Below are 20,513 nucleotides of genomic sequence, written 5' to 3'. Positions count from 1 at the left end.
CAGGAAACACCCTCAAGGCAGCCGTTCCAGCAGGATCGTCGCGGTGTCGTGATAAGTGGTTCGCAGCACTTCCTTGTAACCACATTTTGCCGCGACGTTCCGCGAACCGGTGTTTTCCGGATCGATGATGCAGACGGTCCTTGCGCGCCCGAATGCTTCGTCGCCCCAGGCGAGAACCCTTCCGACGACCTCGCTGGCGAAACCCATTCCGTGGGCAGCCGGGATGAGTGCCCAACCAGCTTCCGGAACGCCTTCGATTGACGGCACCATATCGCGCTTCAGGTCGTGAAAGCCAGCCTCACCGATGAAGCGGCCGGATGCCCTATCCTCGATCGCCCAGAAGCCGTAGCCCAGCAGCGACCACAGGCCCGAATGGCGCAGGAAGCGCATCCAGCTTTCCTCTCGCGTCCGCGGCTTGCCGCCGATGAAGCGGGTGACGGCCGGATCGGCCCACATGGCGACATAGGCGTCGAAATCATCGAGCCGGTGCGGCCGCAGCACGGTGCGCGGCGTTTCGATGACGGGAGCGACGAGCGCCTGCGGAGTACCCATGTGTCATGCCTCGGTTGCGGTTGCCTGTGTGCTTAATGCGTGTTGCCCAGTGCTCGGTGGTTTTGGGGACAGCGATATGCGACAGAGATCCAAATTGTCTGCACCAGACAAGAGCCAAAGCCTGTGCAGATCATCTTCCAGCCCAATGTGAATCCTGTCCAGCGATGCTACTTTTCACCAGCAGCTGATTCAGCGTCCGCTGTGCCGTCCAACGGAGGGAAAAGGGCATGGATACCACCGACCCTCTGCTTGCCATCTTTCATCATCTGCTGGTGTTTTCACTGGCAGGCATCATCGGCGCCGAATTTGTCCTGATCCGCGGCGATCTGCCCGCCGCGACGCTCCGGCGGCTTGTCGGCATCGACCGCCATTACGGCATCATCGCCATGTTGATCATCATCGTCGGCATCGCCCGCGTCATCTACGGCCTGAAGGGCTGGGAATTCTACGTCTACAACTGGGTGTTCTGGGCAAAGATGGCAGCCTTCGTCATCGTCGGCCTGCTGTCGATCATCCCGACCGTCCGCATCGGCTCCTGGAGCAGGCAGACCTCGGCCAGCCCCGGTTTTCAGGTGCCGGCCGCGCAACTCGCGTCGGTTCGAACTTATGTTCGCGCCGAGGCGTTGACCTTCCTGCTGATCCCGGTCTTCGCGGCGGCGATGGCACGCGGTTACGGCTACTGAATTTCGCCTACCGGTTCGAGCGGCGCAATCTCGACCAGCGGCGCCGGCACATCATTCGTCTTTTCGTCAGCCTTGCAGATATCGGCGATGACGCAGACCGGACAATCCGGCTTGCGCGCCTTGCAGACATAGCGCCCATGCAGGATCAGCCAGTGATGGGCGTGGCGCATATATTCGTCCGGAATGATCCTCAACAGCCCCTGCTCGACCTGTTCCGGCGTCTTGCCGGGCGCCAGCCCGAGCCGGTTGCCGATGCGGAAAATGTGTGTGTCGACCGCCATCGTATGCTGGCCGAAGGCCATGTTGAGCACGACATTGGCGGTCTTACGGCCGACGCCCGGCAGCTTGACCAGTTGGTCGCGGTCCTCAGGCACCTCGCCGCGATGGTCGCGGATCAGCGCTTCCGACAGCGCGATGACATTTTTGGCCTTATTGCGCCAAAGCCCGATGGTGCGGATATAATCCCCGACCTTGGCCTCGCCGAGCGCCAGCATCTTTTGCGGCGTGTCGGCGACCTTGAACAGCGCCCGCGTCGCCTTGTTGACGCCGACGTCGGTCGCCTGTGCCGAAAGCACCACTGCCACCAGCAGCGTGAAGGCGTTGATATGTTCGAGCTCGCCCTTTGGCTCGGGCCGCTGAACGGAAAAGCGTCGGAAAATCTCGTGCACCTCGGCCGGGCTGTAGAGCGACCGCACCGGCCGGGCACGCGGCTTGGCAGTTGAGCCGTCGCGTCGGCCGCGGGGCAGGTCGTTTTTGGGTGTGGAGGAATTTTTGGACTTGGGGTTCGCCATCCCCTTCCTATAATATCCCGCCATGAGCGATACAAACGCCTCATTTCAGGCTGACGAGCCATTCTTCGAGGCGTTGCTGACGCCACATCGGTCGCTGGGCAAGACCGGCTTTGCCATCCTGATGGGCGCTCTGCTGTTCGGCTCGTTGGTGACCGGAGCGTTTTTCCTGTCGCGTGGCGCCTGGCCGGTGTTCGGCTTCCTCGGTCTCGACGTCATCGCCGTCTACATCGCCTTTCGCGCCAACTATCGTGCCGCCCGCGCCCGCGAGGAGGTGTCGGTCTCGCGCACCAGTCTCGACATCCGCAAGACGGCGCCGTCAGGTAAATTGGAAGCGCATCGCTTCAACCCGTTCTGGGCGCGTTTTTCGGTCGCCCGCCACGCCGAGATCGGCATCACCAGGATGGCGGTGGAAGCGCAAGGCCAGAATGTGCCGATCGGCGGCTTCCTCAATCCAGACGACCGCGAGAGCTTTGCGTCAGCCTTTTCGCGTGCCCTGGCGACCGCCAAGGCGCGCTAAATGTGAGCCAACCGCCTCGTCCCCGAATTGATCTTTCGGCAGCGATTGAGGCAACCGACGCTCCGGTGCCTTGCCATAGACGGTGATCAGCGGCGCCGCCTCCTCCTTGGTGGGATGCACCTTTCGCCACACTCCTTCGTCGAAGCTAATTCTATCTGGATATATGCCTGGAGAAGGCAAGTTTCGGGTGGTGATCGGCGCCGCGAAGGACGATATTCCAGGTCAAGGAGACAGTCCCATGAACGCACAGACCGCTATTCTGAAGAAAGACATCACGCCCGAAGGCGGTGACTACGAAGTTGTTCGGCGCGCGATCGAGAAGATCAGCCTTGACTACCGTGACCAGCCATCGCTCGAAATACTGGCCGAGGAAGTTGGCGAGACGCCGACCGGCCTGCAGAAGCTGTTCACCCGCTGGGCCGGCCTGTCGCCCAAGGCCTTCCTCCAGGCCGTCACGCTCGACCATGCGCGCAAACTGCTCGATTCCGGCATGCCGCTGCTCGAAGCTTCTTTCGAGGTCGGCATGTCAGGTCCCGGACGGTTGCACGACCTTTTCGTCACCCACGAGGCGATGTCGCCGGGCGACTACAAGACGCGCGGCGCCGGGCTGACGATCCGCTACGGCTACCATATCTCGCCATTCGGCATCGCCCTGATCATGGTCACCGACCGCGGGCTTGCCGGCCTCGCCTTCAACGATGCCGGCGGCGAGCGAGCGGCCTTCGCCGACATGTCCAGCCGCTGGCCGAACGCAAACTATGTCGAGGACATGGCTGCGACGGCGCCCTATGCCGCCCGCATCTTCGATCCGGCGCTGTGGCGCGCCGACCAGCCGTTGCGCGTCGTCATGATCGGCACCGATTTCCAGGTCCGCGTCTGGGAAGCCCTGCTGCGCATCCCGATGGGTAAAGCCTGCACCTATTCCTCGATCGCCGCCCGCATCGGCGCACCGAGCGCCAGCCGGGCGGTGGGTGCTGCGGTCGGCGCCAATCCGATGTCCTTTGTGGTGCCGTGCCACCGGGCTCTCGGCAAGTCCGGCGCGCTCACCGGCTACCACTGGGGCCTGACCCGCAAACGCGCCATCCTTGGCTGGGAAGCGGGGCAGGTCGCGCCTTGAAATAGTTCACAGCGTGCGCTGATACCCAACAGACCTTGCGACACCGGCGAGACGCTTTCGCCGGTGTTTTTCGTTAATCCGCGAAATGACCGTTCGCTCTGGCAAGCAACCGCCTTCCGGGCTAGCTTCCCGCCCATCAGCAGGAGGCCTCCTTGATTATCGTTGTCGGCTCGATCAATCTCGACCTTATCGCCAATGTCGACCGCTTGCCCGCACCGGGCGAGACGGTGCGCGGCTCCGGCTTTACCACCGCTCCCGGCGGCAAGGGCGCCAACCAGGCGCTGGCTGCCGCGCGCGCCGGCGCCAAGGTGCGCATGGTCGGCGCGGTCGGCAAGGACAACTTCGCCGCTGAAGCGTTGGCGCTGCTGCGGGACGGCAAGATCGACCTGTCCGGTGTCGGTGAAACCTTCGCCTCGACCGGAACGGCATTGATCATGGTCGCCGACGACGGCGAGAACGTCATTGCCGTGGTGCCGGGCGCCAATGATTCGGTCGTGACGGGCGACCTTTCCAAGACCTTCATGAAAAGCGGCGATGTCGTGCTCTTGCAGCAGGAGATCCCGCTGCAGACCGTCGATGCAGCACTGGACGCGGCACGGGCGGCAGGCGCGGTCACCGTGCTCAACACGGCACCGTTCCGGGGCGAGGCGGCCACCTTCCTTGGCAAGGCCGACTATGTCGTCGCCAATGAAACCGAATTCGACCTCTATGGCGAGGCATTGTCGCTGAGCGGCCGCGACCGCCCGGCGCGGATGCGCGACTACGCCGGCAAGACCGGCCGCACAATCGTCGTCACGCTCGGCGGTGACGGTGTCCTGGCTGCCACGCCAACCGATCTTCTGATGGTTCCGGCGCTGAAGATCATTCCGGTCGACACAGTCGGCGCCGGCGACACGTTTTGCGGCTATTTCGCCGCCGGACTCTCATCCGGCCTGCCGCTCGATCAGGCGCTCGCCCGCGCCGCCGCTGCCGGCTCGCTCGCCTGTTTGAAACCCGGCGCCCAGCCGGCGATCCCGCTGGCCAGGGAAGTCGACGCGGCGCTACAAAAATCCGCCAGCTAGGTGAGAGCCATGCGTCCTGCCACGAAACACGCCGTGCCGCCTGCCGGTGACATCTGTCGCCTGTCCGCCGTGGACCTTGCCGGCGCGATCCGACGTCGGCAGCTTTCCGTCCGCGAGGTGGTGACGGCATTCCTCGACCGGATCGACGCCCTAAACCCGCTGGTCAATGCCATCGTCTCGTTGCGCGACCGTGCCGGCATCCTGCAAGAAGCTGACAAAGCAGACGCGCATCTGGCGCATTCGGGAGACGCCGGCCCCCTGTTCGGCCTGCCGATCGCCATCAAGGATCTCGCGCAGACCAAGGGGCTCAGGACCAGCTTCGGCTCGCCAATCTTCGCCGATTTCGTGCCGCAAGAGGATGATTTTTTCGTCGAACGCGTCCGCAATGCCGGCGCCATCATCATCGGCAAGACCAACGTTCCCGAATTCGGGCTTGGCTCCAACACCTACAACGCCGTGTTCGGCCCGACGCTCAACGCGTTCGACCCAGCCTTGACCGCCGGCGGATCGAGCGGCGGCGCGGCGGTCGCGCTGGCGCTCGACATGGTGCCCGTCGCCGACGGCAGCGACTTTGGCGGTTCGCTGCGCAACCCGGCCGCCTACAACAATGTCTATGGCTTCCGTCCGTCGCAGGGACTTGTCCCCGCCGGCCCCGAGCTTGACGTCTTTCACGCACAAATGGGCGTCGAAGGGCCGATGGGCCGCAGCGTGCGCGACATGGCGTTGCTGCTCGACGAGCAGGCCGGCTACGACCCCCGCGCGCCGCTCTCACATCACAAGCATGGCTCGTTCCTGCAAGGGCTGGAAACGCCGCCGACTGGCGGGCGCATTGCCTGGCTCGGTGATCTCGGCGGCCATCTGCCGGTTGAAACAGGCATTCTTGATCTTTGCGAGGCCGCCCTCGGCCGATTCGCCGACATATCCTTTCAGACCGAAGCGCTGGTGCCGGATTTCGACTTCGAAGCGCTGTGGCAGGCCTTTGTGACGCTGCGCCAGGCGAGCAGCGGTTGTGCGCTCAAGGCGCATTACGACGACCCCTTGAAACGCAGTCTTCTAAAGCCGGAAGCCGTGTGGGAGGTGGAACATGCACTGCGCCTCACGGCGCCGCAGATCCACGCCGCCACGGTGAGGCGCTCGTCGTGGCACAAAACCCTGCTGTCGGCCTTCGAGCGTTTCGATCTCGTCGCGCTACCGGCCGCGCAGGTCTTTCCCTTCGATGTCTCCACCCACTGGCCGACAAAAGTGGCCGGGCGTGCCATGGACAGCTATCACCGCTGGATGCAGGTTTCAGCGTTCGCCACGCTGGGCGGCTGCCCGGCGATCAACGTCCCGGCGGGCTTCGATACCAGAGGCAGGCCGATGGGCATGCAATTGATCGGGCGGCCGCGCGGCGACATGGCCGTGCTGAAAGCGGCGGCGGCCTATGAGACAACACTGCCGTGGCAGGCTGGAGCCTAAATCCAGATCAAGGCTGCCAGCGACATAGGCTGCCGGCTTGCACCGGCGCTGCTGTCATGCATTGATCACCGTCGACCGCATCGCAAGCCGCATATTGTCGAGGAAAACCATGTCGCTGGAACTCTACGCTACCTATGTCGTTGCCTGCATCGTCATTATCCTGGTGCCTGGACCGACGGTCACGCTGATCATCGCCAATAGCATCCGCCATGGCTCCCGCGCCGGCCTCGCCAATGTCGCCGGCACGCAGGCCGGGCTGGCCATCATGATCGCTATTGTCGGCATCGGATTGACCTCGCTGATCGCGGGAATGGGCCATTGGTTCGAATGGGTCAGGCTGATCGGCGCCGCCTATCTGATCTGGATGGGCGTGCAGATGTTCCGCTCCAAGGGCAAGCTGAACGCCGACGGATCGGCGAAGACACCGCGCGGCGGCTTTTTTCTGCAGGGGCTGCTAGTAGCGGTCAGCAATCCCAAGACGCTGGTGTTTTTCGGCGCCTTCTTTCCCCAATTCATCGCCCCTGAAGACAACTACGCGCTGCAGATCGGCGTCATGGGTCTCACCGCCATGATCTTCGCCGCAGTGTCGGATTCGATCTACGCGCTCGCCGCCGGCCGCGCCGGGCGCCTGCTCTCGGCCAGCCGAGTCAAGCTGCTGTCGCGGATCAGCGGCAGCTTTCTGGTCGGCGGCGGCTTATGGCTGGCGTTTTCAAAGGCGAAGTGAGCCCTTCCCTCGCCCCCGTTTACGGGGGAGAGGGTGGTCACGCAGCGACCGGGTGAGGGCCGCTCCAAGGTTGCAAGCAAAAATACCGACGGGTGCGCTGCCCTCATCCCCCTGCCGGGACATTCTCCCCGTGAACAGGGTAGAAGGGAGCTTTCACAGCCGCCCCAGCCGTTCCAGCAAGAGCGCGAAAAACGCATCATGGTCGATGTCGCGCATCACCATGGCGTTCTTCGGCCGCTTGGTCACGCCCCACCAGTCGATCACGGTCATGCCCATGGTGAGCTCCGAGGCGGTTTCCACGGTGACGTTGCAGTTGCGGCCGCTGAACAGCTCCGGCTTCAACAGATAAGCGATGACGCAGGGGTCGTGCAGCGGTCCGCCATCGGTGCCGTATTTCTCCTCGTCGAAGCGCTCGAAGAACTCCAGCATCTCCGCCGTGGCCGTGGCGACCCTGGTGCCGAGCTTGCGGAAGGCTTGCGTGCGCTTGGCCGTGGTCAGCGCCTTGTGGGTGACGTCGAGCGGCATCATTACGATCGGAATGCCGGATTTGAACACGACATTGGCGGCATGCGGGTCGACATAGATGTTGAATTCGGCGGTCGGTGTGACATTGCCGCCTTCGAAGAAGCCGCCGCCCATCAGCACGATTTCCTTGATGCGCGGCGCGATCTTCGGCTCGCGGATCAGCGCCAGCGCGATATTGGTGAGCGGTCCGAGCGCGCAGAGCGTGATCGTGCCGCGCTCTTCCTTCATCAGCGTCTCGACGATGAAATCGACCGCGTACTGGTCCTGCAGTTTCATTGTTGGTTCGGGCAATTGCGGTCCGTTGAGCCCGCTCTCGCCATGCACTTCTTCGGCAGTAACCAGTTCACGCGCCAGCGGCCGGATGGCGCCGGCATAGACCTTGATGTCTGGCCTGCCGGCCAGTTCGCAGATCTTGCGTGCATTCTTTTCGGTCAGCCTCAGCGGCACGTTGCCGGCGACGGCGGTCATGCCGACGATTTCCAACTCGGCGCTGCCAAGCGCCAGCAATATGGCGACGGCATCATCCTGGCCGGGATCCGTGTCGATGATGATCTTGCGGGATTGGGGCATTTCAATTCCTTGTTTGGGTAGTCTTTTTGGGCGGGGCTTTTGACGGCTTGAACTTGACCGCGGGGCGGACCATATCAAGACCATCGGGAAAAATGCCATCCGGGTTTTTCCACTTTATGTCGCTCTTGAGAGGACAGTGTAACATGAGCCGAATGACGCCCTTTTCCAGCCCGCTTCTCCTGGGCTTCGACGCGATGGAAAAGACCCTGGAGCGTCTGGCGAAGTCGGGTGACAGTTACCCTCCCTACAACATCGAGCGCCTCAGCGGCGCCGATGGCAAGGCCGAAAGGCTGCGCATCACGCTAGCCGTCGCCGGTTTCGCCGAAAGCGATCTCGATGTCACCACGGAAGAAAACCAGTTGGTCGTGCGCGGCCGTCAGAACGACGACACCGAGCGCGAATTTCTTCATCGCGGCATCGCCGCGCGCCAGTTCCAGCGCTGTTTCGTGCTGGCCGACGGCATGCGGGTGATCGCAGCGGAGCTGAAGAACGGCCTTTTGTCGATCGATCTCGATCGGCCCGAGTCCGAACGGCTGGTACGGAAAATAAACATATCGGTGAAAGACTGATCTTCACCACTGCATCGGCCGGAAAATCGGAGCCGATTTTCCGAAAGCACGATGCAGCAGACTTAAAGAGTTAGAGCGTCCTTTGTGCGTCCAATTGGACGGCGCTCTAATGGCTCTCATGCGGGGCGGCCTTGAGCGGCGTCCTCGCGCCAAGGAGGCTTGAAATGACCAGAACTGACGAAAATCTCATCATGACCAGCGGCGAATTCGCCCATCTCGGCGAAGGTTCGGTCGCCTATCTCAGGAAAGTGTCGAGCGACGATCTGCGCGGCCGTTTCCCGGGCCTCGGCGAAATCGCGCCCGGCCTGGAACTTTGGGCGCTCTTTGCGGCCAATGGCCAGCCGATCCTGCTTTCTGACGCCCGTGACCGGGCGCTGGCAGGTGCCCTGGAAAACGACCTTACGCCGGTCGCCATCCACTAATTACGGCACGATCTGGTTAGAAACGGACAGGGCCGCTCGCGGCGGCCCTTGAACGGATCTGATCAAAACAGCTCAGGCCGCGTGCGAGGCCTGTGTATCCGATAAAAGCGCGTGGATCGCTGCGGCGTCGCGGGTGCCCCTGATCTTGGCCACCGTGTCGGCGTCGCGCAGCACCCGCGCGATGCGCGACAGTGCCTTGAGGTGGTCGGCGCCGGCGCCTTCGGGCGCCAAAAGCAGGAACACAAGGTCGACCGGCTGATCGTCCAGCGCCTCGAAATCGACCGGCGTCTCCAGCCGGGCGAAAACGCCGGCGATCCGCTTCACCCCCGCCAGCTTGCCATGCGGAATGGCGATGCCGTTACCGACACCGGTCGAGCCCAGCCGTTCACGCTGCAAAATGGTGTCGAACACCTCCCGTTCCGGAATGCCGGAAATCGCCGCCGCCCTTTCGGACAGCATTTGCAGCAGTTGCTTCTTGGAGTTCGCCTTCAACGCCGGCAAGATCGCCGGAACGTTGATAAGATCGCTCAGATCCATACTTGAAATCCCTTGTTCGCCTGCCGTCGCCAGCCCTCACTCACGCGTGCGGCTGGTTCCTTATCCCAGTGCGGCCTTGGCCGTCATCTCTGTGCGACCCCAGGTCGTCATCCCTGTGCGACCCTGGGTCGTCATCCTTGCGCGACCTTGGTCGTAGACGGATCGATCCAGCCGATATTTCCGTCCGGCCGGCGATAGACGATGTTGAGATGCTCGTTTCCGGCATTGCGGAAGACGAGGACCGGGCTGTCCTTGGCATCGAGTTCGATCACGGCTGATGCCACCGACATAGTCCGCAGCGTCATGGTTGATTCGGCGACGATGGCCGGCGCGAAATTCTCCGGTATGTCCTCATCGTCGTCGGCAAGCGGCGCCATCACCGTATAGGCGATGTCGGTGGGTTCGCCATTGGCGCTGCCTGAATTGTGCGACCTCAGCCGACGTTTGTAGCGTCGAAGGCGGGTTTCAAGGCGATCCGCCGCGGCCTCGAAAGCAAGCGTCGGATCCTGGGCTTCGCCGGTCGCCTGCAGTGAAGCGCCGGAATCCAGCCGGATCATGCAATCGGCCGTGTAGCGCGATCCCGATTTGACGACGACGATTTGCCCTGAAAAGCCCCGATCGAAATATTTGCCGATCACTTCTCCGACACGGTCGTTGATGCGCGTACGGAACGCATCGCCGATATCCATGTGTTTTCCTGATATGCGCAGTGTCATCTGAAAACTGACCTTCCTTGCTCAGGCTTCAAACTGTCCCGAGTTTATACCCGTGGTCTGTGCGCACAAGCTTTGCGGCGTCACTTGCGCCGATTTTAAATCCGAACTTTCCGGTTGATCACAAGCCGCCTTCTTGACCGTCCCGTGGCCAACGTCGTGACGGACCATCCGCATGCGGGCAGTAGCCCGTCTCATGCGGGCGGGCTTCTAGCCACTTCGTTGCGGCTTGTCAATGAAGCGCGAAAGCTATGGAAATTCCGCCTGAGATCAACGCCCGGCGCTGGCCAAAGCGCGTTTTTCACGCCGGCGCTGCACCGACGAGGGAATATTCATGCCCTCCCGATACTTGGCGACCGTGCGCCTGGCGATATCGACGCCACTTTCCCGCAACATATCCACAATAGCGTCGTCGGAAAGCACGTCGACAGGTTTCTCCTCGTCGATCAACTGCTTGATGCGGTCGCGCACCGCCTCCGACGAATGCGCGTCGCCGCCACCCGACGACGCGATCGAAGCTGTGAAGAAATAGCGCAGTTCGAACACGCCGCGCGGCGTCAGCATGTATTTGTTGGCGGTGACCCGGCTGACGGTCGATTCGTGCATGCCGATCGCATCGGCCACCGTGCGCAGATTGAGCGGCTTCAGCTGACGCACGCCGTGGACGAGGAAAGCATCCTGCTGGCGCACGATTTCCGAGGCGACCTTGAGTATGGTCTTCGCCCGCTGGTCGAGGCTGCGCGTCAGCCAGTTGGCGTTCTGCAGGCATTCCGCCAGGAAATCCTTTTCCGTCTGGTTCTTCGCATGCGGTGAAACCTGGGCAAAATAGATATGGTCGACCAGCACGCGCGGCAGCGTTTCGGAGTTGAGTTCGACCACCCAGCTCCCGTCATTGGCCGCCCGCACTTCGACATCGGCGACGATCGCGTCGCTGGCGCCGCCCGAAAACGCCATTCCCGGGCGCGGATCGAGCGCACGGATCTCGGCCAGCATGTCGAGCAGATCCTCCTCGTCGACCCCACAAATCCGTTTCAGGGCCTGGAAATCGCGCCGCGCCAGGAGTTCGAGGTTGGCGATCAAGGCCTTCATCGCCGGATCGAGCCGGTCGCGGACGGCAAGCTGCAGCGACAGGCATTCGGCGAGATCGCGCGCAAAGATGCCGGCGGGCTCGAATGTCTGGCAGACCGCGAGCGCATTCGTCACCGCCATCCTGTCGGTGCCGAGACGGGCAGCGATCTCCGCCATGTCGGCGCGCATATAGCCGGCCTCGTCGAGGCCATCGGCCAGTTCGCTGGCGATCAAGCGTGCTGCCGGGTCGGCGAAGGCAAGCGCGACCTGTTCGCCGACATGCTCGCGCAGCGTGATGGCGGCGGCCGCCATATCTGCAACGTCGAAGCCGTCGGAGGAGGACGCCGAACCATTGCCGGAGGCCGACTTCCATTGGGCCGTCAGGTCGGGACCGAGCCGCTCGCTGGTACCCGGGTCGTCGGGAAACAGGTTTTCCAGCGAAGTATCGAGCTTTTCCGAGATCGCCTCGGCGCTCCACGCCGTTTCCGTCTCGAACCAATCGCCGCCGGGAGCTATTTCCGGCGCAGCGTCGATCTTCTGCGTCTGGTCGCTGACGGCATCGTCCTGCGGCTCGGCGCGCTCCAGCAGAGGATTGCGCTCGATCTCGTCGTCGATGAAACGTTCCAGCTCGATGTGGGTGAACTGCAGCAGCCGGATCGACTGCATCAGCTGCGGCGTCATCACCAGCGACTGGGACTGTCGTAGCTGTAGTTTTGCCGCCAACGCCATGGTTCGGTTTAAACGCCCTGTCTACGCATCCGGATTTCCCGGAAGGAGTTGGGCATAGAAACTGGCCCGGCTTTTGCTTGTCAAGGCGATGGCGATCAAAACTCGCCTGTCGGCGCGTTATTCGGACGAGAAATCGGAGAAAAGGGCCTGTCTCGCGTCAAAAACCCGTTTAGACAGAAACATTCACGCTCAAAGCGTAAATCCCTCACCGAGATAAAGCCGCCGCACATCCGGGTTTGCGACCACTTCGTCGGCCCGGCCATGGGTCAGCACCTGGCCGGCATGGATGATGTAGGCGCGGTCGATTAGGCCAAGCGTCTCACGCACATTGTGATCGGTGATGAGCACGCCGATGCCCCGCGCCGTCAGATGGCGCACGAGTTGCTGGATATCGGCGACGGCGATCGGATCGATGCCGGCGAAAGGTTCGTCGAGCAGCATGTATGCGGGGCGAGTCGCCAATGCGCGCGCGATTTCCAGACGCCGCCGCTCACCGCCGGAAAGCGACATAGATGGAGCCTTGCGCAGATGGCTGATGTGAAACTCCTCGAGCAGTTCGTCGAGACTGCGTTCGCGCTCCTTGCGGCTCTTTTCGACCACTTCGAGCACGGCCCGGATGTTTTGCTCGACGGTTAGGCCGCGAAAGATCGATGCTTCTTGCGGAAGGTAGCCGATGCCGAGGCGGGCGCGGCGATACATCGGCATCGAAGTGACATCGAAGCCGTCGATTTCGATTGTGCCTTCGTCGACCGGCACCAGGCCGGTAACCATGTAGAAGCAGGTCGTCTTGCCGGCGCCGTTGGGACCGAGCAGCCCGACCGCCTCGCCAGCGCGCACGCCGATCGTCACGCCGCTGACGACTTTGCGGCCCTTGTAGCTCTTGGTCAGGCCCTTCGCGATCAAGGTCCCTTTGAACTTCGCCGCATCGGCGACCGTGGCCGGTGCCGCAAGTTTGCTGTCGGCGCGTCCTGAAAGACGCGCCATCAGCGATGCTACTTCGACCATCAGGGCTTCGCTGCTCCCGACTTCGGCGGCGTGATCGACATCATGACGCGGCCCCCGCAGGCATCGACCTGGGCCAGGCCGCTCTTCATCTGCACGGTCAGCTTGCAGCCGACCAGCACATTGTCGCCTTGCGAAAGCACGACCTTCCCGCCCGAAAGCACCAGCACCTCCGTCTTCATATCGAAAGTGCCGCGGTCGCCCGTGGCGACCTGGTCGTCCGATTTGATGTAGACCTTGTTGTCGACTTCCAGGCGGTCGATATTGGCCGAGCCCGTCATCGCGGCACCGGCGGCCTCCACGCCCTTGGCGGCAGCGCCGGCATCCTTGGCGTAATAAACGGTCATCTTGCCGGCCTTGAGCACGGTCGGGCCCTGGACGACGCTTACATTGCCTGTGAACACCGCGACGCTGTCCGCCTGGCGGACCTCGAGCTTGTCGCTTTCGATCTGGATGGGCTTGTCGCCGGACAGTTTGAGGCCCGACAGCTGGCTGGTGGCCTTGGACTGCGCCAGAGCCGGCGGCATTCCCAAGCCCAGCCCCAGAGCCATCCCCAAGGCCAGTCCAAGGGCCGGCAATGCCGAAGCCGCGGTCACGAGCCGTGTCGAACTACTGAACCGCATTGGATGCTCCGCCTATTGCCTCTGCCGCCTTCAAACTGGCGGGATCGATGTTGACACGCACTTTGTTCTCGAAAACCACGATCTTGCCGTTGTCCTGGATCGACATCGAATCCGCGGTGATCCGCGACCCGGCGCGGCTGACGTCGACCGGGTCATTCGTCTTCATAGTGCCTTCGCCCATGTCGAGAAAGACCGATTTGAATTTTGCCTCCAAGCCATCGGTGGTGGTTATGGTGACATCGCTGGTCAGGCTCATCGTGTTGCCATCGCGATTGTAGGTGCCGTGCGAGGCATTGACGGCCGCCACATTGTCGGCCGAGAGCGGCAGCTTGGCGTCGATGCCCTCCAGGTCGATGATGCCTTGCTTGCTCACGTCCTGTATGGCGCGCAAGGCGGTCATGGAATAGGGCAGTTTCTGCTTGGTGAACCCGTTGAGCTTGGGGTTGGCCATCACCAGCTTGCCATCAGAGAAGGCGCTGCCGTCGGCCTGGATTTGGATCGAGACAGGCGCCGCGAGATACGAATAAACCGGGAAGGCGACCGCGATCGCGGCAGCGACCAGCGGCACCGCCAGCTTCAAGATACGCACGCGGCGCGAATGGCGCTGGGCAATGCCGAAGGCGTCGACCCGCGCCGGGCCTACGTCTGGGGGGGCCAACTCCGTCTCGGTGTTGGTCGGTTCGATCGGTCGCGCTAACATAACTGCTTTCTTTTTAAACCCCTGCCGCCAAGCACCCTATAGGTGGGATGCCGGCACCCTCAAGCAAGCACAAGCGGAGGAAAACCGCAAAAGTGTGACGGTTGCTGTTGCACAAAACGAATGAGCCCGGCACAACTTGCATGTCATATCAGATACAAGCGGACAGCGTTAGAGCCTGTGGACTGGTCTTGATGCCTCCTTGAAAGGCCGGCTCGGGACTCGGGAAACTCTGTCTCGGTCGCATGCTCGTCAGGAATCGGTAGCCGGACGCGGATGGTTGCTTTAAAAGCATCTGCTCCCACCGACTATGAGGCTGACCATGGCACTGAGAGCCGACGACCTGATCGACCGCCGCCGCTTGCGCCGCAAGCTGACATTCTGGCGCGTCGCAGCGCTTGTTGTCGCAGCGGCTGGGCTGATCGCCCTTTCGACCTGGTTTTACGGTGGCGAATTCACCGGCGCGGCGGTCGACCATATCGCCAAGGTCAAGATCGAAGGCACCATCACCGAAGACGAGGACCTGATCAAACGGCTGAATGCCATCCGTCAATCGTCAAGGGTGAAAGCCGTGATCCTGTCGATCGATTCGCCGGGCGGCACCACCGTCGGTGGCGAATCGATCTATGAGGAGGTGCGCAAGCTAGCCGCCGAAAAGCCGGTGGTGGCCCAAGTCGGCACACTGGCCGCATCGGCGGGCTATATGATCGCCACCGCGGCCGATCATATCGTCGCGCGCCAATCCTCGATCGTCGGCTCGATCGGCGTGCTGATCCAGTATCCTGACGTCAGCGGCCTTATGGACAAGCTCGGCATCAAGCTCGAGGAAGTGAAATCCTCGCCGTTGAAAGCCTCGCCATCGCCTTTCAAGCCGACCAATGACGACGAACGCACCATGGTCCGCAAGCTCATCCTGGACAGCTACGACTGGTTCGTCGGCATCGTCGCCGAACGCCGCAACATGACCAAGCCGGAGGCGCTGGCGCTGGCCGACGGATCGATCTTCACCGGCCGGCAGGCTGTTGCCAACAAATTGATCGACGCGGTCGGTGGCGAAACCGAAGCGATCGACTGGCTTGCAACCAAGGGCGTGGACGCCAAGCTCAAGGTGGTGGAGTGGAAGGATACGGAAGGCGGCGGCTTCCTGTTCTCGAAGGCGATGGCGCGAACCATCGGCAGTGCGCTCGGCCTTCCCGACTATGGCGGCGACATTATTCACGAACTTGGCGCCAACCGCTTGTTTCTTGACGGTCTCGTTTCCGTCTGGCACCCTTGAGACGAGTGAAAAAGCAAATAAAATCATCCTCATAATTTGACCGCACTGTTTTCACGGGGAGCCTTCTCATGATCAAATCCGAACTTGTGCAGATCATCGCCACACGCAACCCGCACCTTTTCCTGCGCGACGTCGAAAACATTGTCGGCGCGATTTTTGACGAGATCACCGACGCGCTTGCCGAAGGCAACCGGGTCGAGCTGCGCGGTTTCGGTGCTTTCTCGGTGAAAAACCGCCCCGCCCGCACCGGTCGCAATCCGCGCACCGGCGAATCCGTCGAGGTCGAGGAGAAATGGGTGCCGTTCTTCAAGACCGGCAAGGAATTGCGTGAAAGGCTGAACAGCGGCAAATAAACGCCGCGCGGGCTCATCCGCCGTGCCGGCCTTTCAGCAGAGCCCGGCCCTCTGTAGAGCCGCCTTCGACAGGAAATTCCATGTTCAATCGCTTCATGCTCATCGTGGTCTTCGTGCCGCTGGCTGTCATCCTGATTGCGTTGGCCGTCGCCAACCGCGATCCGGTCGCCTTCACCCTGGACCCGTTCAATCCCGGCAATCCGGCACTGACGATGACGCTGCCGCTTTTCATCTTCCTGTTCCTGGCTCTCGCCATCGGCATGGTCGTCGGCAGCCTGGCGACCTGGGTCAAGCAGGGCCGCTATCGCAAGCTGGCGCGCCAGCGCGGCGTCGAGGCCGAGAACCTGCGCCAGGCGGTCAGCCGCGCACCGGCTGCGCCACAAGGCCCGGCCTTGCCGAAGCCGACGAGCTGAACGCTGACAGCGCTTTCCCGCCGCGGAGCTTCTCATGCTGACCATTTCGGCCGCCGAGGTTGATCACGCGCTGACCTTTCCCGGACTGGTCGAGACGCTGCGCGCGGCCTTTCGCGATGGTGCGGTACAACCGGTCAGACATCACCACACGGTCGAACGGCCCGATGGCGCGGCGTCGACCCTGCTGTTGATGCCGGCCTGGACCGACTTCAATGCGGCCGGCACGTCGGCGGGCGGCCATATCGGCGTCAAGGTCGTCACGGTGTCGCCCGACAACAACGCCGCAGGCAAACCCGCGGTGATGGGGCTCTACCTCCTGCTCGATGGCGCCACCGGCGAGCCCGAGGCCATGATCGACGGCCAGCGGCTGACGCAGTGGCGTACGGCCTGCGCCTCTGCGCTGGCCACCTCCTATCTGGCCCGCGAGGACGCTTCACGGCTGCTGGTGGTCGGCGCCGGCACGCTGTCGCCGTTCCTCGCCAAGGCGCATTCGGCGGTGCGGCCGATCACCACGATCCGCATCTGGAACCGCACGCCGGCCAATGCCGAAAAGGTTGCGGCGAAATTGCGCGCCGAGGGTTTTGCCGCCACCGCCGCGAGCGATCTCGACGCCGAACTCGGCTTGGCCGACATCGTTTCGTCGGCGACAATCACGACCACGCCGCTGATCAAGGGCGCGCTGTTGAAGCCGGGAACCCATGTCGATCTGGTCGGCGGCTTCACGCCTGATATGCGCGAAAGCGACGACGATGCGATTGCGCGCGCCCGCGTCTATGTCGATACCCGGGCAGGCGCCACCAAGGAGGCGGGCGACATCGTCCAGCCGCTGGCCTCGGGCGTGCTGAAGGCGCAAGCCATCGTCGCCGACCTGCATGAATTGGCGCGCGGTGAGAAGAAAGGCCGGCAAACTCCTAGTGAGATTACCCTATTCAAGTCGGTCGGTGCGGCCCTCGAAGACCTCGCCGCCGGCATTGCAGTGTACAAGGCGCTTCAGCAGTAGGGCAGTAGGGAGCCATACCAACCCTGTACGGCTTCGTGCTAGTCATGGTTTCACTATTCACTTACTACTGCCCTACTCCCCTACTCCCCTACTGCCATCCGGACGGGAACATCTCCCGCATCACGCCGTTGTTCGGACGTTATGGAGATACGCGGGTTCCTGCTGTTCTGGTCGATCCTGGCCGCCGTCGTCGCCGCGCTCAGCCTTGGACCATCCTTCGCCCATGTCCTGGAATCGGTTCCCCGGCTAACGAAATGGCCGCCTTCTCTCTGGCGTGAGGCGACCGTGTTCAACGCCCAGTTCCAGTTGTTTGCCGTGATTGGCGCGCCGCTTGATGTGGCAGCGATCGGTTGTCCGGGGGTCCTTGCATGGATGCTGCGCAATGACCGCCCGGCGTTCTGGTTCGCATTGGCCGCTGCCGTGCTCTTTGCGGCGGCTCTTGCGATGTGGTCAGCTCTGGTCAAGCCTGCGAACGATGTTTTGGCCACCTGGGTGCCGGGACCGATCCCGGAAAATTTCGAGGCGATCCGGCTGCGCTGGGAAACCGGCCATATGATCGTCGCCGGCTTCAAGGCCGTTGGTTTTGTATTGCTGGTTGTCGCCCTGCTTTGCATCAAGCGCGGCTGACCGTTCGGAATCGCCAGCGACCGCGTTTGTTGCGCCGGTGAATGTGCTGTGGCAGAAGCGGGCCAAGTCGCCCCGGAGACGCTCCTCTTTGAAACCTTTTCGCGACAAACGCCGCGACAGCCGCCCGCATCAGTTCGCAAAGGGCGGAGCGGAACCGCGCGCAACCGGCACAGCATCGGAGCCTAAGGCCGTGCCGCGCGTTCTTTCCCGCCGCGACGGCGCCCTGCCCGCCGAACATCTTCCGGTAATTCTCGAAGTGTCGCCCAACGCCGACTACGCGCTGCTCGACAGCGGCGCCGGGCAAAAGCTCGAGCAGTACGGGCCCTATCGCATCGTTCGGCCCGAAGGCCAGGCGATCTGGCAAAAGGCGTTGCCGGCCAAAGATTGGGATCGCGCCGACGCCATTTTCACCGGCGATACCGACGAGGAAGGCATCGGCCGCTGGCGTTTCCCGAGGACGCCGCTCGGCGAGACCTGGCCGATGAAGCATGAGGGCATCGATTATCTCGGCCGCTTCACCTCGTTTCGCCATGTCGGCGTCTTCCCCGAGCAGGCCTCGCACTGGGACCACATGGCCGGGCTGATCTCGGCAGCGAAGCGGCCGGTCAAGGTGCTGAATCTGTTCGGCTATACCGGCCTTGCATCGCTGGTGGCGGCCCGTGCCGGCGCCGAGGTAACCCATGTCGATGCGTCCAAGAAGGCGATCGGCTGGGCCAGGGAGAACCAGGAGCTGGCAGGGCTCGGCAGCAAGCCGATCCGCTGGATCGTCGACGACGCCATGAAATTCGCCGAGCGCGAGGAGCGCCGCGGCAACCGCTACGACATTATCCTGTTCGATCCGCCGGCCTATGGCCGCGGCCCAAAGGGCGAGGTCTGGCAATTGTTCGAGGACCTGCCTGATCTGACCGACCTCTGCCGCTCGATCCTGACGCCGAAGCCGCTTGCTGTTGTGCTGACGGCCTATTCGATCCGCGCTTCCTTCTTCGCCATCCATGCCTTGATGCGCGACACCTTCGCAGGCATGGGCGGCACGGTCGAATCCGGCGAACTGATCATCCGCGAGAAATCCGCCGGCCGGGCGTTGTCCACGTCGCTGTTCTCGCGCTGGGTGGCCTGAATGAGTGAGCGGCAGGCGGGCGCCCCAGGGCAAGTGAAGGAAGTCACTAGCCTCGCCAATCCGTTGATCAAGGACATCAAGGCACTGGCGCTGAAGAAATTCCGCGACCAGCAGAACGCCTTCTTGGCCGAGGGGCTGAAGCTGGTCATCGACGCACTCGACCTCGGCTGGTCGATCCGGACGCTGGTCTTCGCCAAGGCTGGGCGCGGCAATGCGGCGGTCGAAAAAGTCGCGGCGCGCACCGTCGCCGCCGGCGGCACCGTGCTCGAAGTTTCGGAGAAAGTGCTCGTCGCCATCACCCGCCGCGACAACCCGCAAATGGTGGTCGGCGTCTTCTCACAGAAGATCCTGCCGCTGAAAGACATCCGCGCTCACGACGGCGACGTCTGGGTGGCGCTCGATCGTGTGCGCGACCCCGGCAATCTCGGAACCGTCATCCGCACCGTCGATGCCGTCGGCGCCAAGGGCGTCATCCTGGTCGGCGACACCACCGATCCTTTTTCCGTCGAGACCGTGCGCGCCACCATGGGCTCGATCTTCGCCGTGCCGGTCGCCAAGGCGACGCCGGAAACCTTTCTTGCCTGGCGAAAAAGCTTTCCCGGTCTCGTCGCCGGCACGCACCTGAAGGGCGCGGTCGACTACCGTTCGGTCGACTTTTCCAAAGGCCCGGTGCTGCTGATGATGGGCAACGAACAGCAGGGCCTGCCAGACAGCCTTGCCGAAAGCTGCGACAGGTTACTGCGGATTCCACAAGCCGGGCGGGCCGATTCGCTTAATCTCGCGGTGGCCACCGGCATTATGCTGTTCGAGATCCGGCGTAGCGCGCTGAAACTTGCCCCGGAGGACGCCAAACCGTGACATCCCAAATGGTGAAATCCCAAACGGCAAAATCATGGTTCCCCTACGTCCTGCTGGTCGCCGCCGCGGTAGCGCTCGACCAGTGGGTCAAATACCTGGTCGAGACCGGCCTCGCCTTTCAGGAAAAGGTCGATCTTGTGCCGTTCCTGGCATTGTATCGCACCTACAATACCGGCATTGCCTTCTCGATGTTTTCGTCCTTCGGCGACACCGGCCTGGTGGTCATCGCCACTTTCGTCGTCGCTTTCGTGCTCTATCTCGCGGCCCGCACTCCGCCCGGCCACGTGCTGACCCGCATCGGCTTTGCGCTGATCGTCGGCGGCGCGCTCGGCAATCTGTTCGATCGCGCTACCTATGGTCACGTGATCGACTACATCCTGTTCCACACCCCGGTATGGTCCTTCGCCATCTTCAACCTCGCCGACGCCTTCATCGCGATCGGCGCGGTGCTGGTCGTCTTCGACGAACTCATCGGTTGGCGGCGGGAGCCCGAGCCCTCCGGCGATTGACC

Annotated in this window: 25 protein-coding genes; 16 read left to right on the top strand and 9 right to left on the bottom strand. The window is 62.8% G+C overall.

The window, feature by feature from the left end:
* Positions 1-12: 12 nt before the first annotated feature.
* Positions 13-552, bottom strand: a complete 540-nt coding sequence (locus tag AC0L26_RS23025) for a GNAT family N-acetyltransferase (RefSeq protein WP_473634647.1) — start codon at positions 550-552, stop codon at positions 13-15.
* A 227-nt stretch (positions 553-779) separates the two neighbouring features.
* On the opposite strand from AC0L26_RS23025, the gene AC0L26_RS23020 reads away from it, so the two are divergent.
* A complete protein-coding gene (locus AC0L26_RS23020; protein ID WP_473634646.1) occupies positions 780-1,235 on the top strand; it encodes a DUF2214 family protein in 456 nt (151 codons plus the stop codon).
* Here AC0L26_RS23020 and nth read toward each other — a convergent pair.
* Positions 1,229-2,026, bottom strand: coding sequence for an endonuclease III (gene nth / locus AC0L26_RS23015; protein ID WP_473634645.1), 798 nt, complete (start codon positions 2,024-2,026; stop codon positions 1,229-1,231). The genes AC0L26_RS23020 and nth overlap by 7 nt on opposite strands.
* 22 nt (positions 2,027-2,048) lie before the next feature.
* Here nth and AC0L26_RS23010 point away from each other — a divergent pair, with 22 nt between their 5' ends.
* From AC0L26_RS23010 to AC0L26_RS22990, 5 genes are all read left to right on the top strand, one after another.
* On the top strand, positions 2,049-2,543 hold the full coding sequence (locus AC0L26_RS23010; RefSeq protein ID WP_473634644.1) for a DUF2244 domain-containing protein: 495 nt from the start codon (positions 2,049-2,051) through the stop codon (positions 2,541-2,543).
* Between the two features lie 238 nt (positions 2,544-2,781).
* The gene (locus AC0L26_RS23005; RefSeq protein WP_126104891.1) at positions 2,782-3,660 is read left to right on the top strand and encodes a methylated-DNA--[protein]-cysteine S-methyltransferase; all 879 of its coding nucleotides are present in this window, start codon (positions 2,782-2,784) and stop codon (positions 3,658-3,660) included.
* 152 nt (positions 3,661-3,812) lie between these two features.
* Positions 3,813-4,721, top strand: a complete 909-nt coding sequence (locus AC0L26_RS23000; RefSeq protein WP_473634643.1) for a ribokinase — start codon at positions 3,813-3,815, stop codon at positions 4,719-4,721.
* A 9-nt stretch (positions 4,722-4,730) separates the two neighbouring features.
* Positions 4,731-6,179, top strand: a complete 1,449-nt coding sequence (locus tag AC0L26_RS22995; protein WP_473634642.1) for an amidase — start codon at positions 4,731-4,733, stop codon at positions 6,177-6,179.
* Positions 6,180-6,288: 109 nt separating this feature from the next.
* Entirely contained in the window at positions 6,289-6,903 is a 615-nt protein-coding gene (locus AC0L26_RS22990) for a LysE family translocator (protein ID WP_473634641.1), read from the top strand.
* 153 nt (positions 6,904-7,056) lie between these two features.
* Here the strand turns inward: AC0L26_RS22990 and AC0L26_RS22985 are convergent, their stop codons facing one another.
* A complete protein-coding gene (locus AC0L26_RS22985) occupies positions 7,057-7,998 on the bottom strand; it encodes a nucleoside hydrolase (protein ID WP_473634640.1) in 942 nt (313 codons plus the stop codon).
* Between the two features lie 143 nt (positions 7,999-8,141).
* On the opposite strand from AC0L26_RS22985, the gene AC0L26_RS22980 reads away from it, so the two are divergent.
* Together AC0L26_RS22980 and AC0L26_RS22975 are read left to right on the top strand one after the other, a co-directional pair.
* Positions 8,142-8,567, top strand: a complete 426-nt coding sequence (locus tag AC0L26_RS22980) for an Hsp20 family protein (RefSeq protein ID WP_352935401.1) — start codon at positions 8,142-8,144, stop codon at positions 8,565-8,567.
* Positions 8,568-8,731: 164 nt separating this feature from the next.
* Positions 8,732-8,989, top strand: coding sequence for a BQ00720 family protein (locus tag AC0L26_RS22975; protein ID WP_258122204.1), 258 nt, complete (start codon positions 8,732-8,734; stop codon positions 8,987-8,989).
* Between the two features lie 72 nt (positions 8,990-9,061).
* Here AC0L26_RS22975 and ptsN read toward each other — a convergent pair whose 3' ends face one another.
* The 6 genes from ptsN to lptC all read right to left on the bottom strand — a co-directional run bounded on the left by ptsN (position 9,062) and on the right by lptC (position 14,361).
* A complete protein-coding gene (ptsN, locus tag AC0L26_RS22970; RefSeq protein WP_095488401.1) occupies positions 9,062-9,526 on the bottom strand; it encodes a PTS IIA-like nitrogen regulatory protein PtsN in 465 nt (154 codons plus the stop codon).
* A 131-nt stretch (positions 9,527-9,657) separates the two neighbouring features.
* Positions 9,658-10,242, bottom strand: a complete 585-nt coding sequence (gene hpf, locus AC0L26_RS22965) for a ribosome hibernation-promoting factor, HPF/YfiA family (RefSeq protein WP_473634639.1) — start codon at positions 10,240-10,242, stop codon at positions 9,658-9,660.
* A 267-nt stretch (positions 10,243-10,509) separates the two neighbouring features.
* On the bottom strand, positions 10,510-12,036 hold the full coding sequence (gene rpoN, locus AC0L26_RS22960) for an RNA polymerase factor sigma-54 (RefSeq protein ID WP_473634638.1): 1,527 nt from the start codon (positions 12,034-12,036) through the stop codon (positions 10,510-10,512).
* Between the two features lie 189 nt (positions 12,037-12,225).
* Positions 12,226-13,041 carry an LPS export ABC transporter ATP-binding protein gene (gene lptB, locus AC0L26_RS22955; RefSeq protein ID WP_473634637.1) on the bottom strand — a complete coding sequence of 272 codons (816 nt, stop codon included), beginning with the start codon at positions 13,039-13,041 and terminating at the stop codon, positions 12,226-12,228.
* The gene (locus tag AC0L26_RS22950; protein ID WP_473634636.1) at positions 13,041-13,661 is read right to left on the bottom strand and encodes an LptA/OstA family protein; all 621 of its coding nucleotides are present in this window, start codon (positions 13,659-13,661) and stop codon (positions 13,041-13,043) included. Before AC0L26_RS22950 ends, lptB begins: the two co-directional genes overlap by 1 nt.
* Positions 13,648-14,361: an LPS export ABC transporter periplasmic protein LptC gene (lptC, locus tag AC0L26_RS22945; protein WP_352935415.1), complete on the bottom strand. Its 714-nt coding sequence runs from the start codon at positions 14,359-14,361 to the stop codon at positions 13,648-13,650. The genes AC0L26_RS22950 and lptC overlap by 14 nt, the downstream gene beginning before the upstream one ends.
* Before the next feature lie 319 nt (positions 14,362-14,680).
* On the opposite strand from lptC, the gene sppA reads away from it, so the two are divergent.
* The 8 genes from sppA (at position 14,681) to lspA (ending at position 20,511) form a co-directional block, all read left to right on the top strand.
* The gene (gene sppA / locus AC0L26_RS22940) at positions 14,681-15,634 is read left to right on the top strand and encodes a signal peptide peptidase SppA (RefSeq protein ID WP_473634635.1); all 954 of its coding nucleotides are present in this window, start codon (positions 14,681-14,683) and stop codon (positions 15,632-15,634) included.
* A 68-nt stretch (positions 15,635-15,702) separates the two neighbouring features.
* A complete protein-coding gene (locus AC0L26_RS22935) occupies positions 15,703-15,987 on the top strand; it encodes an integration host factor subunit beta (protein ID WP_023797441.1) in 285 nt (94 codons plus the stop codon).
* Between the two features lie 80 nt (positions 15,988-16,067).
* The gene (locus AC0L26_RS22930; RefSeq protein WP_126104883.1) at positions 16,068-16,400 is read left to right on the top strand and encodes a lipopolysaccharide assembly protein LapA domain-containing protein; all 333 of its coding nucleotides are present in this window, start codon (positions 16,068-16,070) and stop codon (positions 16,398-16,400) included.
* Positions 16,401-16,434: 34 nt separating this feature from the next.
* Positions 16,435-17,400, top strand: coding sequence for a bifunctional Delta(1)-pyrroline-2-carboxylate/Delta(1)-piperideine-2-carboxylate reductase (lhpI, locus tag AC0L26_RS22925; protein WP_473634634.1), 966 nt, complete (start codon positions 16,435-16,437; stop codon positions 17,398-17,400).
* A gap of 141 nt (positions 17,401-17,541) precedes the next feature.
* Positions 17,542-18,027 (top strand): DUF1772 domain-containing protein, encoded by a 486-nt coding sequence (locus AC0L26_RS22920; RefSeq protein ID WP_473634633.1) that lies wholly within the window; start codon positions 17,542-17,544, stop codon positions 18,025-18,027.
* An 88-nt stretch (positions 18,028-18,115) separates the two neighbouring features.
* The gene (locus AC0L26_RS22915; protein WP_473634632.1) at positions 18,116-19,144 is read left to right on the top strand and encodes an RsmD family RNA methyltransferase; all 1,029 of its coding nucleotides are present in this window, start codon (positions 18,116-18,118) and stop codon (positions 19,142-19,144) included.
* On the top strand, positions 19,145-20,002 hold the full coding sequence (locus tag AC0L26_RS22910) for a TrmH family RNA methyltransferase (RefSeq protein WP_473634631.1): 858 nt from the start codon (positions 19,145-19,147) through the stop codon (positions 20,000-20,002). It abuts the gene before it with no gap.
* 8 nt (positions 20,003-20,010) lie between these two features.
* Positions 20,011-20,511, top strand: a complete 501-nt coding sequence (gene lspA / locus AC0L26_RS22905) for a signal peptidase II (protein WP_352935724.1) — start codon at positions 20,011-20,013, stop codon at positions 20,509-20,511.
* Positions 20,512-20,513: the final 2 nt, after the last annotated feature.

This window comes from Mesorhizobium sp. WSM4823 (assembly GCF_055811195.1).
This window is presented reverse-complemented; position numbering and strand designations above follow the sequence as displayed.

Bases quoted from the DNA above. Each gene is read 5' to 3' on its own strand.
- AC0L26_RS23025 (WP_473634647.1), bottom strand. From the start codon at position 552: ATGGGTACTCCGCAGGCGCTCGTCGCTCCCGTCATCGAAACGCCGCGC.
- AC0L26_RS23020 (WP_473634646.1), top strand. From the start codon at position 780: ATGGATACCACCGACCCTCTGCTTGCCATCTTTCATCATCTGCTGGTG.
- nth (WP_473634645.1), bottom strand. From the start codon at position 2,026: ATGGCGAACCCCAAGTCCAAAAATTCCTCCACACCCAAAAACGACCTG.
- AC0L26_RS23010 (WP_473634644.1), top strand. From the start codon at position 2,049: ATGAGCGATACAAACGCCTCATTTCAGGCTGACGAGCCATTCTTCGAG.
- AC0L26_RS23005 (WP_126104891.1), top strand. From the start codon at position 2,782: ATGAACGCACAGACCGCTATTCTGAAGAAAGACATCACGCCCGAAGGC.
- AC0L26_RS22995 (WP_473634642.1), top strand. From the start codon at position 4,731: ATGCGTCCTGCCACGAAACACGCCGTGCCGCCTGCCGGTGACATCTGT.
- AC0L26_RS22990 (WP_473634641.1), top strand. From the start codon at position 6,289: ATGTCGCTGGAACTCTACGCTACCTATGTCGTTGCCTGCATCGTCATT.
- AC0L26_RS22985 (WP_473634640.1), bottom strand. From the start codon at position 7,998: ATGCCCCAATCCCGCAAGATCATCATCGACACGGATCCCGGCCAGGAT.
- AC0L26_RS22980 (WP_352935401.1), top strand. From the start codon at position 8,142: ATGAGCCGAATGACGCCCTTTTCCAGCCCGCTTCTCCTGGGCTTCGAC.
- AC0L26_RS22975 (WP_258122204.1), top strand. From the start codon at position 8,732: ATGACCAGAACTGACGAAAATCTCATCATGACCAGCGGCGAATTCGCC.
- ptsN (WP_095488401.1), bottom strand. From the start codon at position 9,526: ATGGATCTGAGCGATCTTATCAACGTTCCGGCGATCTTGCCGGCGTTG.
- hpf (WP_473634639.1), bottom strand. From the start codon at position 10,242: ATGACACTGCGCATATCAGGAAAACACATGGATATCGGCGATGCGTTC.
- rpoN (WP_473634638.1), bottom strand. From the start codon at position 12,036: ATGGCGTTGGCGGCAAAACTACAGCTACGACAGTCCCAGTCGCTGGTG.
- lptB (WP_473634637.1), bottom strand. From the start codon at position 13,041: ATGGTCGAAGTAGCATCGCTGATGGCGCGTCTTTCAGGACGCGCCGAC.
- AC0L26_RS22950 (WP_473634636.1), bottom strand. From the start codon at position 13,661: ATGCGGTTCAGTAGTTCGACACGGCTCGTGACCGCGGCTTCGGCATTG.
- lptC (WP_352935415.1), bottom strand. From the start codon at position 14,361: ATGTTAGCGCGACCGATCGAACCGACCAACACCGAGACGGAGTTGGCC.
- sppA (WP_473634635.1), top strand. From the start codon at position 14,681: ATGGCACTGAGAGCCGACGACCTGATCGACCGCCGCCGCTTGCGCCGC.
- AC0L26_RS22935 (WP_023797441.1), top strand. From the start codon at position 15,703: ATGATCAAATCCGAACTTGTGCAGATCATCGCCACACGCAACCCGCAC.
- AC0L26_RS22930 (WP_126104883.1), top strand. From the start codon at position 16,068: ATGTTCAATCGCTTCATGCTCATCGTGGTCTTCGTGCCGCTGGCTGTC.
- lhpI (WP_473634634.1), top strand. From the start codon at position 16,435: ATGCTGACCATTTCGGCCGCCGAGGTTGATCACGCGCTGACCTTTCCC.
- AC0L26_RS22920 (WP_473634633.1), top strand. From the start codon at position 17,542: ATGGAGATACGCGGGTTCCTGCTGTTCTGGTCGATCCTGGCCGCCGTC.
- AC0L26_RS22910 (WP_473634631.1), top strand. From the start codon at position 19,145: ATGAGTGAGCGGCAGGCGGGCGCCCCAGGGCAAGTGAAGGAAGTCACT.
- lspA (WP_352935724.1), top strand. From the start codon at position 20,011: ATGGTGAAATCCCAAACGGCAAAATCATGGTTCCCCTACGTCCTGCTG.